A 17,307-nucleotide genomic window follows, 5' to 3' on the forward strand; every position below is an offset into this window, starting at 1 on the left:
CGGGACGCCCCGCGGCCTTATTCACGCCATCATGCGCCGGTGATCAAGGAACCGGCTTGGATGCAACGCACAGGGCGGCGTATCGCAGCATCACCGAGGACCGACCGTGAGATTGCCCGCCCCGCTCCAACGTCGCGACGGCCGGCCGGGCGGCGCACGCGTCGGGGCCCGGCCCGCTCGGGCGGTGTCCTGATGCTGCCGCAGCACCGCTGGTTCTGGGTCGTGATCCTCCTCGCCTGCGGCGGGGCGGGGCTGCTCTACAACATGCTGTTCGCCGCCGGGGCGACGCCGCTGGCCGGCCTCGCCTACGGCCTGGCCGTCGGCGGCACCGTGCTGGCCTTCGACCGGGGGTTGATCCTGGCCGGCCTCCAGGCGCGGATGCGCCGGCTCCCGGCCTGGTTCTACGTGCCCGCGGCCGAGATCGCCTACGTCCTGATGATCGCGCTGGGCATCGCCGTCGGCGGCGTCGTGGTCTGGGCCCTCGGGCTCACCCACGACAGCCTGGCCGACGCCGTGCGGATCACCCCGCGGGTGCTGGCCTATTCGCTGGCCGTCTCGGCGCTGCTGGTGTTCGTGATCCGCATGCGCGACCTCATCGGGGGCGAGGTGTTCGTGAACTTCCTCGTCGGGCGCTACCACCGGCCGGTGCGCGAGGAGCGCATCTTCCTGTTCCTCGACGTGGTCGGCTCCACCGCCTTCGCCGAGACCCATGGCGACCTCAAGGCCCAGGCCTATCTCGGCGCCATCTTCGCCGCCATGGCCGAGCCGGTGCGACGCAACCTCGGCTCCACCGACGACTACATCGGCGACATGGCGATGATCACCTGGCCGATGGAGCGCGGCCTCAAGCGCGGGCGCTGCGTGGCCTGCGTGTTCGACGTGCTCGACCGGCTGGAGGCGGAGGCGGAGATCTGGAAGGCCCGCTTCGGCACCGTGCCGCGCCTGCGCGCCGCCCTCCACGGCGGCTCCGTGGTGACGGCCGAAGTCGGGGTCGACCGGCACAAGATCGCCTATTTCGGCGACACCGTGAACGTCACCGCCCGGATCGAGACCCTGTGCCGGCCGCTCGGCACCGAGATCCTAATCTCGGACGACCTGCTCGCACGTTTGGGCGGCCTGCCGCCGGGCATCAGCGCCCGCTCGCTCGGCGCCCATGCCCTGCGCGGGCGCGGCGCCCCGCTCAGCGTCTCGACCCTCGAGCGGGGCGCCCCCGCCCAGCCGGAGGCGATCGCGGCGCAGGGGCGGGCGGAGGAGGTCGTCCCCTCCCGGATCGCGGCCTCGGCCCGATGAGCGCCATCGTCGTCTACATCGACGCCGACGCCTGCCCCGTGAAGGACGAGACCTACCGCGTCGCCGAACGCTACGGCCTCCGCGTGGTGGTGGTCGCCAACAGCTACATGCAGCTGCCCCGCGCCGACTGGATCGAGCGGGTGGTGGTCTCCGACGGGTTCGACGCCGCCGACGACTGGATCGCCGAACGGGCGCGGCCGGGCAGCATCGTGATCACCTCCGACGTGCCCCTGGCCAACCGCTGCGTGAAGGCGGGCGCCGAGGTGCTGGCCCCCACCGGCAAGCCGTTCAGCGAGAACTCCGTGGGCATGGCGCTGGCCACCCGCAACCTGATGCAGGACCTGCGCGAGGCCGGCGCCATCACCGGCGGCCCCAAACCGTTCTCGGCGCGGGACCGCTCGGCCTACCTCGGCGCCCTCGACCGCACCGTGGTGCGCCTGAAGCGCGGCGGCTTTGGCTGACGATGCAGTGGACCGACGAAGGGCTTGTGATCGGCCTGCGCCGGAACGGCGAGACCGCCATCGTCCTCGACGTGCTGACGCCCGGCCACGGCCGCCACCTCGGCCTCGTCCACGGCGGCCGCTCGCGGCGAATGCAGCCGGTGCTGCAGCCGGGCAACCACGTCCGGGTGACCTGGCGGGCACGCCTCGACCAGAGTCTCGGCGCCTTCGCGGTCGAACCGATCGCCGCCACCGGCCTGAACCTGATCGGGTCGGCGCTGGCCCTCTACGGCATCGGCCACATGACCGCCCTGCTGCGGCTGCTGCCCGAGCGCGACCCCCATCCCGACCTCTACGCGGCGGCGCAGGTGCTGCTGGCCCACCTCCAGGACGAAGTGGTGGCGCCGATCCTGATGGTGCGGTTCGAACTCGCCATGCTCGCCGAACTCGGCTTCGGCCTCGACCTGTCGGCCTGCGCCGCCACCGGCGGCAACGACGCCCTGATCTACGTCTCGCCCCGCAGCGGACGCGCCGTCAGCGCCTCGGCGGGCGAGCCCTACCGCGAAAAACTGCTCGCCCTGCCGGCCTTCCTGCGCGCACGCGGCGAGGACGCGCGCATCGCAGCCCCCGACGCGCGATCCGTTACGGAGGGGTTTACCTTGACGGGATACTTCCTCGACCAGCACGTCTGGGGACCGCGCGGCCTGAGGCCGCCGGAGGAGCGGGCGCGATTCGTCGCGCTCGGCAAAGCCGCGGACCGTTGATGTTCATGCTATGTTCCACGTGAAACACACGCCCCGGAGTCCCTGATGGGCCAGCCCTTCGAGCCGCGATCCGGCGACGGCATCGAGAGCGTCGAACTGAAGTCGGCGCTGGAAGAGCGCTACCTCGCCTATGCGCTCTCCACGATCATGCACCGGGCGCTGCCGGACGCCCGCGACGGGCTCAAGCCCGTCCACCGGCGCATCCTGTTCGCCATGCGGCTCCTGAAGCTCGACCCGACCTCGGCCTTCAAGAAATGCGCCCGCATCGTCGGCGACGTCATCGGCAAGTACCACCCCCACGGCGACACCGCCGCCTACGACGCCCTGGTGCGCATGGCCCAGGACTTCGCGCAGCGCTATCCGCTCGTCGACGGCCAGGGCAACTTCGGCAACATCGACGGCGATAACCCGGCCGCCCAGCGCTACACCGAGGCGCGGATGACCGAGGTCGCGCGCCTGCTGATGGAGGGGCTCGACGACGATTCCGTCGACTTCCGGCCGAACTACGACGGCCAGGAGGAAGAGCCCATCGTCCTGCCGGCGGCCTTCCCGAACCTGCTCGCCAACGGCAGCCAGGGCATCGCGGTGGGCATGGCGACCTCGATCCCGCCCCACAACGCCGCCGAACTCTGCGACGCGGCCCTCTACCTGATCGGGCACCCGGAGGCGACCTCGGGCCAGCTCCTCACCTTCGTGAAGGGGCCGGACTTCCCCACCGGCGGCATCCTGATCGATTCCGCCGAGTCCATCGCCGAGGCCTACCGCACCGGGCGCGGCGGGTTTCGCGTGCGCGCCCGCTGGGCCAAGGAGGACCTCGGCCGGGGCACCTGGACCATCGTCGTCACCGAGATCCCCTACGGCATCCCCAAGGCGCGGCTCATCGAGAAACTGGCCGAACTCCTCCAGGAGAAGAAGCTGCCGCTGCTGGCCGACGTGCGCGACGAATCGGCCGAGGACGTGCGGGTGGTGCTGGAGCCGCGCTCGCGCAGCGTCGATCCGGTCATCCTGATGGAATCTTTGTTCCGGCTCACCGAGCTCGAAGCCCGCGTGCCCCTCAACATGAACGTGCTGGTGGGCGGCCTCGTCCCCAGGGTGATCGGCCTGGCGGAAGCCCTGCGCGAATGGCTCGACCACCGCCGCGTCGTGCTCCAGCGCCGCTCGCGCCATCGCCTCGGCCAGATCGAGCGGCGCCTCGAGATCCTCGGCGGCCTGCTCGTCGTCTACCTCGACCTCGACGAGGTCATCCGCATCATCCGCGAGGAGGACGAGGCCAAGCCCGCCCTGATCAAGCGGTTCGACCTCACCGAGGTGCAGGCCAACGCCATCCTCGACACCCGCCTGCGCAGCTTGCGCAAGCTCGAGGAGATGGAGCTCAAGCGCGAGCGCGACGCCCTCACCGAGGAGAAGAACGGCCTCGACGAACTGCTCGGCTCGGACAAGCTGCAATGGTCCGACATCACCAAGCAGATCCGCGCGGTGAAGAAGACCTTCGGCCCCGAGACCAAGCTCGGGGCCCGCCGCACCACCCTGGAGAACCCGCCCGACACCGCCGGCATCGACTTCGCCTCCGCCATGGTCGAGCGCGAGCCGATCACCGTGATCGTCTCCACCAAGGGCTGGATCCGGGCGCTCAAGGGCCACGTCACCGACCTGTCGGGGGTGGCCTTCAAGGGCGACGACGCGCTCAAGCTCAGCTTTCCCACCGAGACCACCGCCAAGATCCTGGTGCTGGCCTCCAACGGCAAGGTCTTCACCCTGGAGGCGGCCAAGCTGCCCGGCGGGCGCGGTTTCGGCGATCCGATCCGCCTGATGGTGGATTTCGACGACGGCACCGAGATCGTCGCCGCTCTGCCCTACCAGCCCGGCGGCCGGTTCCTGGTGGCGGCCAGCGACGGGCGCGGCTTCCTGGCGCCGGGCGATGCCCTCGTCGCCAACACCCGCAAGGGCAAGGGCGTGATGGGCCTCGACGCGCCCGCCACCGCCGCCCTGCTGGTGCCCGCACAGACCGGCGACCACGTCGCCGTGTGCAGCGCCGACCGGCTGCTCCTGGTGTTTCCGATCACCGAGATGCCCGAACTCGTGCGCGGCAAGGGCGTGCGCCTGCAACGCTGCCGCCAGAGCACGCTGTCGGATGCCTGCGTCTTCACCCTGGCCGAGGGCCTGCCCTGGCGCGACGCCGGCGGCCAGCCGCGCCTGGCCAACGCCGCCCTCCTGGAGCGCTGGATGGGCCACCGCGCCGACGCCGGCACGCTGATGACGCGCAGCTTTCCGAAGTTCGAGCGGTTCGGGAAGTGAGGGAGGGGTGACGTCGCTGCGGCAGCGATTTTGCCGGTATGGAGGGTCTAAATTTGGGAAGTGCTTTGGATGTCTACTGTGGGTGGAGAGCGGACCTTGACCCTTCGCCCGAAAGCGGACGTTCCGCCTCCGACCCAGAGCAGACCCTTGAAATGTCCGTATTTAGGTCGAGGGTAGAACATTGAAAATGCTGTCGATGAGAATCAATATCATGGTTGCTGTAGACGACCTGAGAATAATAGATAAATCATTCCTGGGCAAAAAAGCAGCCAGATCAGGCTCATTGAGGAAATTATTATAACCCCAAACCAAAATCTTATGGGATTTTTAGAAATAGGCCAGTCACCGTGCATGGTCTTGAAAACTTTATACTTATATGCGTGGTATAGCTGCTTTTTGGATGAATATAACAAATAAATTAACATGATTATTAATGATATCGCACTAATATAATTTTTCATATTTGTTATCCAATAACTTTCGTGGGCGTCGCCATGACCCTTTTGGAGTCCGAAGAAGGCTGGAGGCGAAACGTCCGGTTTCCATCCGACCCGGACATAGGTCATCCTCACCAAGCTGCCACGAAGCGGACCTTCCGAGGGTCTGCGAAGGATGGGAAGCGGACCTTAGCCCTTCTGTCCGAAGCAAACGTTCCGCTTCCGACCCAACTTGGCCGTCCGCATCGCCGCCGACCTTTCCGAAAGCGGCCAATTGTCGGTTGTCCGGTAACTCCGGATTGAGAGTGCTTACCGAGCCTTTGATGAATCAAATCTTTTAATTAGTCTTTCCACAAATGTTGCGCGACAGCAGCGGAGGTCCCCATGAGGCAGGGAAGTATACTAGGGCTAATTGTTATTTTTGCCGGGCTGAGTTTCGCGTTTTCTTTCATGATCACCTTAATGTTACGACCAAGATTTAAAACGTTGATTTACTCATCTTTAGCTGCGTTATTAATTGTGACGTTCTTATTTGTTTCAGAAACATATAAAGTTTATTTTTTGTATTCACAATTATTACTGAGTTTTATTTTGCCAAGCATTGCAGGAATAATAATCGCGGTTATTCTAAAGGCGATCTACGTGAATTTGCGTGATCGATATCGTGCTTGATGTCAGCCTGAGCTTGAGTGGCAAGGAGTGGCTAGGACCGTTATCTGGTTTTGCGGCAACGCCCTCTTCTTTTTAAATTTGCTCGCAAAGCAGACAGGCAGAAATTTGCCCATTCCGGTCTTAGGCTCTCGTTCATCAGGCCGCCGAGGAGTAGACCTTCCCAGTGTCCGAGAAGGGTCGGAAGCTACCAGTTCGCCCAAGGGCCGAGAAGGGTGGAAAACGGTCGTCAAGCACTCACGACATAGGCCGACGCTTCTAGGTCAAAGCCGAAGCGACCAATCGCTGCCACCACGTCGTTCGGCACGAGCAACGAAGCAGTCACGCGATCCTCCTGGACGAAGAAGGCAACGTCCAGAGACGGCCGCCCAACCTCTCCGCGCTCGACGTGCCTCAGCAATGCCGGGCCGACCCGTTCAATGAGAGCGAGCACGTCTGACCATGCGCAGTCTTCGGACGCGCCGATCTGAGCGTAGCTGAAGCCGCTCGCCTTGGATGCCTCGAACCGATCAAGGGGGCCTACTGTCGCCTCCATCGACGTTCGAGAAATGGTGACGTCTGGAACGCGTACCACAGCATTGACGGAAGGTTTCGACTGCTCGGCCATGGCGCAGTTTCATGCGAAGTGCCTACGTCCGCAATGGGTCGAAATCCTCCACCCAAACGCGACGTTATGCCAACCTCGTCTTCCGCTCCAGCATCTCGACGGTGCCGGAACTCGCCCTCCGCGCCCGAGGTTGACCGAGCCTCTCCCAAAACAAGCGGCACAGGTTCATGGCGAGCGATTCGACTCTTTCACGACGCCGTCTCATCCAGGCCGGCTCGGCGGCAGTCACCGGGGTGGCGCTGGGCGCGGCGGCTCCGGCCCGTGCCGCCGGGCCGTCGAGACCGGCCGATACCGGCGTTGTCGAGGACGGGCGGGTGACCTTTCCGAACTGGCGCGGGGGCGGCGACATCACCCCGCCGCCGCCGCCGGCCCCGATGCCGCCGGGCGAGCGCGTCGGCTTCGCCGTCGTCGGCCTCGGGCGCCTGAGCCTGGAGGAACTGCTGCCGGCCTTCGCCCAGACCAGGAAGGCCCGCGTCGTCGCCCTGGTGTCCGGCTCGCCGGACAAGGCGCGGCTGGTGGCGGTCCAGTACGGCATCGCTCCCGATGCGGTCTATGGCTACGACGAATGGGAGCGCATCGCGAAGAACCCGGCGATCCGCGCGGTCTACGTCGTGACGCCCAACGGCCTCCACCGCGAGCATGTCCTGGCCGCGGCCGCCGCCGGCAAGCACGTGCTGTGCGAGAAGCCGATGGCCAATTCCTCGGCCGAGGCCCGGGAGATGATCGCGGCCTGCGAGGCGGCCAAGGTCAAGCTGATGATCGCCTATCGCTGCCAGTACGAGCCCTTCAACCGCGAGGTGACGCGCCTCGCCCGCTCGGGCGAGTTCGGCAAGCCCCGGATGATCCAGGCGTTCAACGGCCAGACCACCGGCCTGCCCGAGCAATGGCGCCTCAGGAAGGATCTCGCCGGCGGCGGCGCCCTGCCCGACATCGGCCTGTACTGCCTCAACGGGGTGCGCGCGCTCCTGGGCGAGGAGCCGGTGTCCGTCAGCGCTCGGCTGCATTCGACGCCCGGCGACCAGAAATTCGCCGAGGTCGAGGAGAGCGTCGCCTTCACGCTCACCTTCCCCTCCGGCGTCATCGCGCAATGCGCCACCAGCTACGGCGTCCACGAATCGCGCCGGTTGCAGGTGCATACCGAGCGCGGCGACATCGACCTGCGCAACGCCTTCGCCTACCGCGGCCAGCGGCTCGTGGTCTCGCACCCCGACGGCAAGGTCGAGGCCCGCGACGAGCGGGTGCTGGCGCAGAAGAACCAGTTCGCCCTCGAGATCGACCACATGGCCGACTGCATCCTGAGCGACCGCCGCCCGCACACGCCCGGCGAGGAGGGCCTGCAGGACCATGTGGTGATGGAAGCGATCTACGAGGCCGCCCGCACCGGGGCGGTGGTGACGGTGGCGCCCCCCGCCGGGGCGGCGGCCGGGCTCGACGCGACGCGGGGGCCGCAGCCCGAACCGGCGGGGTGATCCCGACCGTTTCGCGCATGGCGGCAGGGGCGCCGCCCGTCCGGTCGACCCTGTGGCACGCCGGCACTGGCCGCGTGAAAAACGCCCGCGCGGCGCTGCGAGGCGGATAACGGCGGTCAGGCCGGTTGCCGATCTGTCACGACGGCGTGATAGATCGACGCGACCGGCGGTTGTCGCCCTTCCACGAGCCGTTTCGAGAGACGATGAGGCGCTTCTTCCGGTTGCGGGTGCTTGCCGTCGCAGCGCCCCTTCTCTGGCTCGCTCTCGCGCAGACCCCCGTCCTCGCCCAGAACGGCGCTGACGCGGCCGCCGCGCGGCTCGCGCGTGTCGCTCGCGAAGGTGTGCGCATCGGCTCGCCGCTCGGCGCCGGCGACGATCCGCAGACCTCGGTGGCCCAGCCCGAAGCCTCCGGCAAGCCCTCGGCCAACCTGAACACCTCCATCGAGGGGAGTCTGGGCGCCTACGGCGATCCCCTCGGCCTGCGCGCGTTCCTGCGCACCCGGGGGATCGAGTACAGCCTGACCTACATCGGGGAGAGCCTGGGCAACGCCACCGGCGGATCGCGCCGCGGCGCGATCTACCAGGGCCGGCTCGACGTCCAGTTCGACGCGGATCTCGAAAAGCTGATGGGCTGGCAGGGCGCGAGCTTCCACACGAACTACTACCAGATCCACGGCACCGGCCTGTCGCGCTACTTTCTCAACAACATCATCGCCGTGAGCGCGATCGAGGCGCTGCCGTCATCCCGCCTCTACGAGCTCTGGCTCGACCAGAGGCTCTTCGACGGTCAACTCAGCCTCAAGGTCGGCCAGATCGCCGCCGACACCGAGTTCGCGGTCAGCCAGACCGGGACGCTGTTCGTCAACTCGACGTTCGGCTGGCCCAACATCATGGCCGACGTCCTTCCCAGCGGCGGTCCGGTCTACCCGCTCGCCGTTCCGGCGGTGCGGGCGAAGTATGTGCCGAACCAGAACTTCTCGCTCCAGGTCGGCATCTTCGACGGCGACCCGTCCGGCCCGGCCCGGACCGACAACGATCCCGATCCGCAGCGCCGCAACCGCACCGGCACCAACTTCCGGACAAACGACCCCGCCCTGGTGATCGCGGAGGCGGCCTATGCCTACAACATCATGAGCGGCGATCTCGGCGAGCCGGGCACGGTGACGCTGGGCGGCTGGCACCATTTCGGCCGCTTCGACAGCCTGCGGTTCGACGATACCGGCGGCCGGCTCGCCGACCCCGCCACCACCGGCATCGCCAGGCGCTTCCGGGGCGACAGCGGGATCTACGGCATCGTCGACCAGACCCTCTACCGCGAGCCCGACGACCCCAACGACGGTGCCAGCGCCTTCGTGCGCGTCTCGGGATCGCCGGGCGACCGCAACCTCGTCGACCTCTACGTGGACGCCGGCATCGCCTACAAGGGCCTGTTCAAGGGCCGCTCCGACGACACCGTCGGCATCGCCTTCGGCCTGTCGCGGTTCTCGCACAGCGCACGGGGCTTCGACCTCGACACGATCCTGGCCACCGGCGTTCCGGGCTCGCGCCGCAGCAGCGAGGCCGTCATCGAGGCGACCTATCAGGCCGTGCTCGGCCCCGGCGTGACGGTGCAGCCGGACGTCCAGTACATCTTCCGTCCCGGCGGCGGCATCGCCAACCCGCGCGATGCCAACGGCGCGCGCATCAGGAACGCCGCCGTGTTCGGCCTGCGCGCCATCGTCCGGTATTGAGGCGGGCGCTAGCCCGTCATGCCATTTCCGGCTGATCACTTCGTGATGCGGAAATGGGCTTCGCTCAGGCGCCGCGCGGGCTCGGTGATACGATTCACGCTTGATCCAAGCGGAAACCGTATCACTCCGCGGCGGGCAGCTGGAGCGAGACGAGACGCGTCCTGCGCAGGCGGCTCCCGTCGCCCGCCTCCACGCCGTCGAGGACGCGCCGCGCGTCGGCGATGGCGGCATGGACGGCGTCGATGGCCAGGATCAGGGCACTGACCGTGCGGTTGTCGATCGCCCGCTCGCGCGCCTGCCGGACCACGTCGGCCACGAGGTCGTCGGTCTCGGTCACCAGCCCATCGAGGTCGGAGGGAAAGCGCGCCGTGCGGACCTCCTTGAGGATGTCGAGGAGGCGGTCGAGCACCACGTCGATGCGCTCGCGGCGCTTCCTGGCGAGGCGCTGGCCGAGCCAGGCGACGCCGGAGCCCAGCGTGCCGCCGAAGAAGGCGACCAGGTAGATGTAGTCCTCGTAGCGCTCGAAGAGGGTCTGCTGCTCGCGCTCGAAGTAATCCACCGCGCCGGGGTGGTTGGGCAGCCGGGCGCTGGTGGCGGCCACCGTGCTGTCGAACTCGGGCGCCTTCATCTGGTTGGCGAGGGGGGCCGCCGTGGCGAGTTTCGATCGCCATTCGAACAGGTGCTGGACGACGGAGGCCACCGAGACCCGACTGATGCTGCCCCGGGCCATCAGGCGATAGGAGGCCCCCACCGTCTTGATGTCGTCGTCGGGGCGCTTGGGCCGTCCGCCGAAGGTCCCGGCCGGGATGGTGGTCGCCTGCAGCTCCGGCATCCGCTGCACGATGGCCTCGCCGTCGGGCACCGCGACGAAGCCCACCGCCTTGTCGGCGGAGGCCATCTCGACGGCGCGCACCGTCGAGATGGCGGCCTTCGAGGCCGGGGCCGCGATCACCGCGACGGCATCGACCCGGTTCTCCTGCACCGCCTTCGTCACCTCCGACGGCTTGAGCGGCACCAGCACGACATGGCTCGACCCCAGGAGGGCGCCGCCTTCCGGCTCGGCCGCCGCGGTGAGGTCGTAGAAACCCAGGAGGCTCGTGAGGAACGGGATGTCCGCCCCGTGCCGCTCGACGATACCCAGACGCTTGCGGGCGAGATCGGGAAAGCTCTCCAGCCCCTGCGCCTGCGGCGCGACGATGAGCAGGGCCTCGTCGTGGAGGATCGCCAGGGTCAGGCCGTTGTCGGGCAGGAGCACGTCCGGGCGCACCACGGCGAGGTCGGCGCGGCCGGACTGCAGCGCCCTGGCGCTGTCGCGCACGTCGTCGAAATGCTGGACCTTGAGGCGCACGTCCTCCCGGGCCCGCGCCAGGGCCTGGGCGTAGACGTCGAGGAGCGCCGCCTCGGCGCCGTCGCGCGGGCCAACCGCGACCACGAGGGTGTTGGGACGCGACAGGTACACGATGGCGCCGGCCACCGCCGCCAGCCCCAGGGCCAGCAGGAAGAGGACCCATTCGCGCCTCAGGAGGATTGACGGCGTGCCCAGTGGTCGGCCCTTCCTCGGTTGCCTCGCCTCACCCTCGTCCATCAGCCCGCCGAACCCGTCAGGATCATGATGAAACCATGGCCGATGATGAACCCCTGACCCGGCGGAACGTTGCGCCGCCCAAACCGGTCACCCCGGCCTATCTCGAGCGCGTCGCCCTGCACTACCTCGAACGCTACAGCGCCTCCGTCGCGATGCTGCGCGCCGTCCTCCTGCGTCGCGTCAAAACCCGCTGCCGCCTGCGCGGCGAGGAGCCCGGCGCCTTCGCCGACCTCGTGGAGGCGACGGTGGCGCGGGCGGTCGCCGCGGGTCTGGTGGACGATTCGCGCTTCGCGCAGGCTCGGCTCGCAAGCTTGCGCCGGCGTGGCGCCTCCTCACGCATCGTCCGGGCCAAGCTGGCGGCCAAGGGCGTGCCTCGCGACCTTGTGACGGACGCCCTCGGCAACGAGGCGACGACGGCGGAGGAGGACGGGGTGCCGATCGAGGAGGAGGCCGCCCATGCCTACGCCAAACGCCGGCGCCTCGGCCCGTGGCGCCGGCCGGACCTGCGCGGCCCGTCGCGCGACCGCGACATCGCGGCCATGGCGCGGGCCGGCTTTTCGTATTCGCTGGCGAGCCGGATCGTGGACGCGGAGGCGGAGAAGTGACGGGCCTTCTGCCGCCCGCAAATGGTCGCACGCGGGCCGCCGCGGCGATCGGAGCTTGAACGAACCGGGAACGGGGAGCATCTTCGACCGATGGACGAAGCCCTCGCCAAGAAGCTGCGCATCCTGGCCGATGCGGCCAAATACGATGCGTCCTGTTCCTCGTCCGGTGCGCCCCGGCGCAAGGCCGGCGCGGGCGAGCTCGGCTCGACCACCGGCGCCGGCATCTGCCATGCCTACACACCGGACGGGCGCTGCATCTCGCTCCTCAAGATCCTGCTCACGAACTACTGTCTGTTCGATTGCGCCTATTGCATCAACCGGCGCTCCTCGAACGTCGCCCGCGCCCGATTCAGCGTGGCCGAGGTCGTGACGCTCACGGTGGAGTTCTACAAGCGCAACTACATCGAGGGGCTGTTCCTCTCGTCCGGGATCATCAAGTCGCCCGACTACACCATGGAACTGCTGACGCGGGTCGCGAAGTCCCTGCGACGCGACCACGGCTTTCGCGGCTACATCCACCTCAAGTCCATCCCCGAGGCGAGCCCGTGGCTGATCGAGGAGGCGGGGCTCTACGCCGACCGGCTGTCGATCAACCTCGAACTGCCCACCGAGGCGAGCCTCGAACGGCTGGCGCCGGAGAAGAGCGGCCCGGCGATCCAGGGCGCCATGGCGCAGATCGGCGAGCGCATCGTCGAGGCCAAGGCCGAGAAGCGCCGCTTCTCGCCGGCCGGGCAATCGACCCAGGTGATCGTCGGTGCCGATGCGACCACGGACGAATCGCTGATCCGCAAGAGCGCGCACCTCTACGGCTCGTACAAGCTCAAGCGGGTCTACTACTCCGCCTTCAGCCCGATCCCCGAGGGCTCCTCGATCCTGCCGCCGTCACCGCCGCCGCTGCAGCGCGAGCATCGGCTTTATCAGGCCGACTGGCTGCTGCGGTACTACGACTTCTCCCCCGACGACGTGGCGGACGCCACCGACGAGGGCATGTTCGCCCTCGATATCGACCCCAAGCTCGCCTGGGCCCTCAAGAACCGCCACCGCTTTCCCGTCGACGTGAACACGGGCGAGCGCGAGATGCTGCTGCGGGTGCCGGGGCTCGGGGCGCGGGCCGTGGACAAGATCCTGCGGGCACGGCGCCACACCCGCCTTCGCCTCGACGACGTGGCGAGGTTGACCTCCAGCCTGAAGCGGGCGCGGCCCTTCCTCATCGCCGCCGACCATCGCCCGACGCAGCTCACCGACAGGCTGGACCTGCGCAGCCGGCTCGCCGAACCGGCAAAGCAGCTGAGTTTGTTTTGAGCGAGCACGGGAAAGTCCGCGCCTCCCCTTCCCCTTGCGGAGGGGGATCGAGGTCGGGGGCGTTTCCGCTCGGTGAGCGGCAAGGTCGCCCGCCCGCCACCACCTCCGACTCTTGCCCGCAGGGGGGAGGACCTCACGTTTCGCTCCGCGCGATCACCCTGCGCCCCGGCGCCGATCCCGACGGATTTCGCGACGCCGCCCGCCGCCTCGTCGCGGAAGGGGTGCCGCCGGATTCCGTGTCCTGGCACCTGGGCGGTACGCTCGATCTGTTCGGGACGCACGCGAGCGACACGCCGGCACCGCCCCTCGCCCTGCCGCGCGGTGTCGGCGACCTCGTCAGGATGGTGGTGCCGCACAGCGACCCGGAGCGCTACGCCCTGCTCTACACCCTGGTCTGGCGCATCCTGCACGGGGAACGGCGGCTCCTGGAAATCTCGAGCGATCCGCTGGTCCACCGGCTCGAGCGCATGCGCAAGGCCATCGCGCGCGACCTCCACAAGATGCACGCCTTCCTGCGTTTTCGCCGGAGCGAGGACGCCGGCATCGAGCGCTTCGTCGCCTGGTTCGAGCCCGACCACCACATCCTCGGTGCCGCCGCGCCGTTCTTCGTCGATCGCTTCCGCTCGCTGACCTGGTCGATCCTGACGCCGGAGGGCTCGGCCCATTGGGACGGCACGGCGCTGTCGTTCGGGCCGCCGGGCCGGCGCGAGGACGTGCCGGCGAGCGACGGCTTCGAGGCCGGCTGGCGCGACTATTACGAGAGCACCTTCAACCCGGCCCGCACCAACCTGCGGGCGATGCGCTCGGAGATGCCCAAGAAGTACTGGCACAACATGCCCGAGACGGCCGCCATTCCCGGCCTCGTCCGCGCGGCCGCCGCCCGGACGGAGGCGATGATCGAGCGAGGACCGCAGATGCCCGTCAAGCGCAACCCGGCCCGCGCCGTCGCCGCCATGGGCGACCAGGAACCCAAGAGCCTGGAGGCACTGAACGCGATCATCCGGCGGTCGGAGCCGCTGGTGCCCGGCGCGACCCAGGCGGTGCTGGGCGAGGGCCCGCCGGGAGCCATCGTCGCCTTCGTCGGCGAGCAGCCCGGAGACCAGGAGGACCGACAGGGACGCCCCTTCGTCGGGCCGGCCGGCCAGCTGCTCGCCCGCGCCATGGCCGAGGCCGGGATCGACCGGGGCCAGGCCTACCTCACGAATGCCGTCAAGCACTTCAAGTTCGAGGAGCGCGGCAAGCGCCGCATCCACCAGAAGCCCACCGCCGGGGAGGTGAGCCATTACCGCTGGTGGCTCGACCGAGAGCTCGACTTCGTGGCGCCCAGGCTCGTGGTGGCGCTGGGGGCCACGGCGGTTCTCGCCCTGACCGGCAAGGCGATCCCGGTGACGTGGGCGCGCGGGCCGGCCGATTTCGCCAAGCCCTATGCGGGGTTCATCACGGTGCACCCGTCCTACCTCCTGCGATTGCCGGACGAGGCGAAGGAGGAGGCCTACGGCGATTTCGTCGCCGACCTGCGCCGTATCCACGACATCGCGGCAAGTCTGTAGGACCACCTCCGGTTGCCGGCATCTGATCGTCCACCGGGGGCGGCGGGCCGGAATCTTGCCGGGCCGAACCGAGACGTGCCTTTCCCGACGCGAGATCGCACCGTTACGGACGGAAACATTGCCTGAACGGTCGTGTTGACTGGCGATCAAGCCCGGCCCGCGGCGGCCGGCGTCAGCGACAGGCGGCGGCATGGCCCATTCGAACGATCCACGACCTTCTCCCGATTCCTCGCTCGGTTCCTCGACGGTCTGGAGTCTCGCCATGGCGACGGCCCTGATCGGCCTCGTCGTACTGCCGCGCCGATCCGCTCCCGCCGGTGCCGTCCCCGCTCCGGCGGGGCCGGTGCGCGAACCTTCCCCGTCCCATGCCGGAGCCGACGCCGAGCAGGTGGCCGCCGAGGAGCCGGATCGCGGCCGCGGTGCGCAGACCCCCTCCGCGATCCCTGTCAAGGGCTGGAAGGACATCGCGATGCGGGTCTACGGCGACATCAAGGAGAACCGGATCGTCTCCGTGGCCGCGGGCGTGACCTTCTACGTGCTGCTCGCGATCTTCCCGGCGATCGCGGCGCTGGTGTCCTGCTACGGGCTCGTCGCCGATTCAGCGACCATCAACGAGCAGATCGCCAGCCTGCAGGGCATCCTGCCGAGCGGGGCCCTCGAGATCGTCGGCGAGCAGGTCAAGCGCATCAACGAGAAGGGCGACACCACGCTCGGCCTCACCTTCTTCACCGGCATCGTGCTGTCGGTGTGGAGCGCCAACGGCGGCATGAAGGCGGTCTTCGATGCCCTCAACGTCGTCTACGAGGAGCGCGAGACGCGCAATTTCGTCTGGCTCAACCTGCGCTCGCTCACCTTCACCGCCGGGGCGCTGCTGTTCGTCGTGCTGGCCCTGGTGGCCATCGTCGTGCTGCCCGCGGTCTTCGCCCTGGTGGGTCTCAGCGAGAAGGCCTGGTTCATCGCGCTCCTGCGCTGGCCGGCCCTGCTGCTGGCGGTGCTGGGCGGGCTGGCGCTGCTCTACCGATACGGCCCCAGCCGCGACGCGCCGAAATGGCGCTGGGTGACCTGGGGCAGCGCCGTCGCCGGCATCCTCTGGCTGGCGGCCTCACTGCTGTTCTCCTGGTACGTCTCGAACTTCGGCAAGTACAACGAGACCTACGGCTCGCTCGGTGCGGTCGTCGGCTTCATGACGTGGATCTGGCTCTCCACCACCATCGTGCTGGTCGGGGCCGAGATCAACGCCGAGATGGAACACCAGACCGGCGCCGACACCACGGTGGGCAAACCGCAGCCCCTCGGAACCCGCCGCGCCCGCATGGCCGATACCATCGGGGCGGCGAGCTGACCGGACGCCAGATCAGCCCTCGTGGCTGATCCGGTAGACGATGCCGTGCTGGTCGTCGCCGAGGTAGAGGCTGCCGTCCTTGGCCACCGCGAGGCCGAACGGGCGGGCGAAGCGCGACCAGCCGCTCGGCCCGCCCTCGGTGAGGAAGCCGGACACGAAGGGCTCGATGGAGACCGGCCGCCCCTTGTCGAACCGCACCCGCAGCACCTCGTAGCCGCTCGGGGGCTTGCGATTCCATGAGCCGTGCATCGTCACGAAGGCGTCGCCGCGGTACTCCGCCGGGAACTGGTCGCCGCGATAGAAGGCGAACTGCATCGAGGAGGCGTGGGCGGTCCAGGTGAGCACCGGCCGCTCGCTGTCCTTGTCCCACTGCTCGAGCGAACTCTTGGGTACCTCGCGGTAGAGGTTCTTCATGCCGTTGCCGAAGATGTAGGGCCAGCCGTATTTCTTGCCGGGCTCGATCCGGTTGAGCTCCTCGGGCGTCTCGTCGTCACCGTGCCAGTCGACCCCGTCGTCCCAGCCGTAGAGGGCCTTGGTGGTGGGCTCCCAATCGAAGCCGATGGTGTTGCGCAGGCCCGAGGCGACGATCTCGCGGCCCGAGCCGTCTGGCTTCATGCGGACCATGGTGGCGTTCTCGGGGTTGCGCTCCTCGCATTCGTTGCAGGTGGAGCCGAGGCTGGCATAGAGCCAGCCGTCCGGCCCGACCGCGATGGTGCGGTTGGGATGCTGGCCGGCGTCGGGCAGGTCGGCGACGAGCCGCAGCTCCGGTCCGAGCCCACCGTCTGCCATGAGCGGCGCGGAAAAGATCTCCTTGACGGTGACGTAGAACAGGCGGCCCTCGTGGATGGCGAGGCCGTGCACGTCGGGCTTCGTCAGGACGACTTTCCGTTTCGCGCCGTCGCCGGCCTCGATCCGGGTGACGGTGCCCGCATCGCGGTCGCTGACGTAGAGCGCGCCGTCCGGGGCCACCACGATGACGCGCGGGGCGCCGAGGCCGGTGGCGAAGGGCGCGATGCGAAAGCCCGGCGGCAGCTTCAAGGATGCGATGCGCTCGGGCGTCGCCTCCAGGGGTGCGGCCTTGACGACGTTCGCCTCGATGCGCGTGCTGCCGGGGGTCTGCAGCGCCTGGGCCAGGGCGGGCAGGGATGCGACGGAGAGGGTGAGACTCGCGGCGAGGCGAGCCCGGCGGAAGACCGGTGTCATGCGGATCCTGTCGGGTGGG

At 68.5% G+C, this 17,307-nt stretch carries 13 protein-coding genes; 10 read left to right on the forward strand and 3 right to left on the reverse strand.

Annotated elements, in window-relative coordinates:
• Window positions 1-192 precede the first annotated feature (192 nt).
• The 4 genes from ASG40_RS01530 to parC are packed head-to-tail and all read left to right on the forward strand — an operon-like array spanning window position 193 to window position 4,789.
• Window positions 193-1,290, forward strand: a complete 1,098-nt coding sequence (locus tag ASG40_RS01530) for an adenylate/guanylate cyclase domain-containing protein (protein WP_055879394.1) — start codon at window positions 193-195, stop codon at window positions 1,288-1,290.
• Entirely contained in the window at window positions 1,287-1,751 is a 465-nt protein-coding gene (locus tag ASG40_RS01535; RefSeq protein ID WP_055879398.1) for a YaiI/YqxD family protein, read from the forward strand. The genes ASG40_RS01530 and ASG40_RS01535 overlap by 4 nt, the downstream gene beginning before the upstream one ends.
• 2 nt (window positions 1,752-1,753) lie before the next feature.
• Window positions 1,754-2,494: a DNA repair protein RecO gene (recO, locus tag ASG40_RS01540; protein WP_055879401.1), complete on the forward strand. Its 741-nt coding sequence runs from the start codon at window positions 1,754-1,756 to the stop codon at window positions 2,492-2,494.
• 45 nt (window positions 2,495-2,539) lie between these two features.
• Complete coding sequence (gene parC / locus ASG40_RS01545; protein WP_055879405.1) at window positions 2,540-4,789, forward strand: DNA topoisomerase IV subunit A; 2,250 nt, start codon at window positions 2,540-2,542, stop codon at window positions 4,787-4,789.
• A 1,335-nt stretch (window positions 4,790-6,124) separates the two neighbouring features.
• Here the strand turns inward: parC and ASG40_RS01550 are convergent.
• On the reverse strand, window positions 6,125-6,502 hold the full coding sequence (locus ASG40_RS01550; protein WP_156387498.1) for a hypothetical protein: 378 nt from the start codon (window positions 6,500-6,502) through the stop codon (window positions 6,125-6,127).
• Between the two features lie 167 nt (window positions 6,503-6,669).
• Here ASG40_RS01550 and ASG40_RS01555 point away from each other — a divergent pair, with 167 nt between their 5' ends.
• Window positions 6,670-7,971, forward strand: a complete 1,302-nt coding sequence (locus tag ASG40_RS01555; protein WP_055879412.1) for a Gfo/Idh/MocA family protein — start codon at window positions 6,670-6,672, stop codon at window positions 7,969-7,971.
• 203 nt (window positions 7,972-8,174) lie between these two features.
• The gene (locus ASG40_RS01560) at window positions 8,175-9,701 is read left to right on the forward strand and encodes a carbohydrate porin (RefSeq protein WP_055879414.1); all 1,527 of its coding nucleotides are present in this window, start codon (window positions 8,175-8,177) and stop codon (window positions 9,699-9,701) included.
• Between the two features lie 121 nt (window positions 9,702-9,822).
• Here the strand turns inward: ASG40_RS01560 and ASG40_RS01565 are convergent, their stop codons facing one another.
• Entirely contained in the window at window positions 9,823-11,223 is a 1,401-nt protein-coding gene (locus tag ASG40_RS01565; protein ID WP_055881072.1) for a TAXI family TRAP transporter solute-binding subunit, read from the reverse strand.
• A gap of 98 nt (window positions 11,224-11,321) precedes the next feature.
• Here ASG40_RS01565 and ASG40_RS01570 point away from each other — a divergent pair, with 98 nt between their 5' ends.
• The 4 genes from ASG40_RS01570 to ASG40_RS01585 all read left to right on the forward strand — a co-directional run bounded on the left by ASG40_RS01570 (window position 11,322) and on the right by ASG40_RS01585 (window position 16,085).
• A complete protein-coding gene (locus tag ASG40_RS01570) occupies window positions 11,322-11,891 on the forward strand; it encodes a regulatory protein RecX (protein ID WP_055879417.1) in 570 nt (189 codons plus the stop codon).
• 90 nt (window positions 11,892-11,981) lie between these two features.
• A complete protein-coding gene (locus tag ASG40_RS01575) occupies window positions 11,982-13,193 on the forward strand; it encodes a putative DNA modification/repair radical SAM protein (RefSeq protein ID WP_055879420.1) in 1,212 nt (403 codons plus the stop codon).
• A 152-nt stretch (window positions 13,194-13,345) separates the two neighbouring features.
• On the forward strand, window positions 13,346-14,743 hold the full coding sequence (locus ASG40_RS01580; RefSeq protein WP_055881075.1) for a UdgX family uracil-DNA binding protein: 1,398 nt from the start codon (window positions 13,346-13,348) through the stop codon (window positions 14,741-14,743).
• 190 nt (window positions 14,744-14,933) lie between these two features.
• Window positions 14,934-16,085 carry a YihY/virulence factor BrkB family protein gene (locus ASG40_RS01585; RefSeq protein WP_055879423.1) on the forward strand — a complete coding sequence of 384 codons (1,152 nt, stop codon included), beginning with the start codon at window positions 14,934-14,936 and terminating at the stop codon, window positions 16,083-16,085.
• A 12-nt stretch (window positions 16,086-16,097) separates the two neighbouring features.
• Here ASG40_RS01585 and ASG40_RS01590 read toward each other — a convergent pair whose 3' ends face one another.
• Complete coding sequence (locus ASG40_RS01590; protein ID WP_055879424.1) at window positions 16,098-17,288, reverse strand: PQQ-dependent sugar dehydrogenase; 1,191 nt, start codon at window positions 17,286-17,288, stop codon at window positions 16,098-16,100.
• Window positions 17,289-17,307: the final 19 nt, after the last annotated feature.

It is taken from the genome of Methylobacterium sp. Leaf399, assembly GCF_001424525.1.
Taxonomy (GTDB): domain Bacteria; phylum Pseudomonadota; class Alphaproteobacteria; order Rhizobiales; family Beijerinckiaceae; genus Methylobacterium.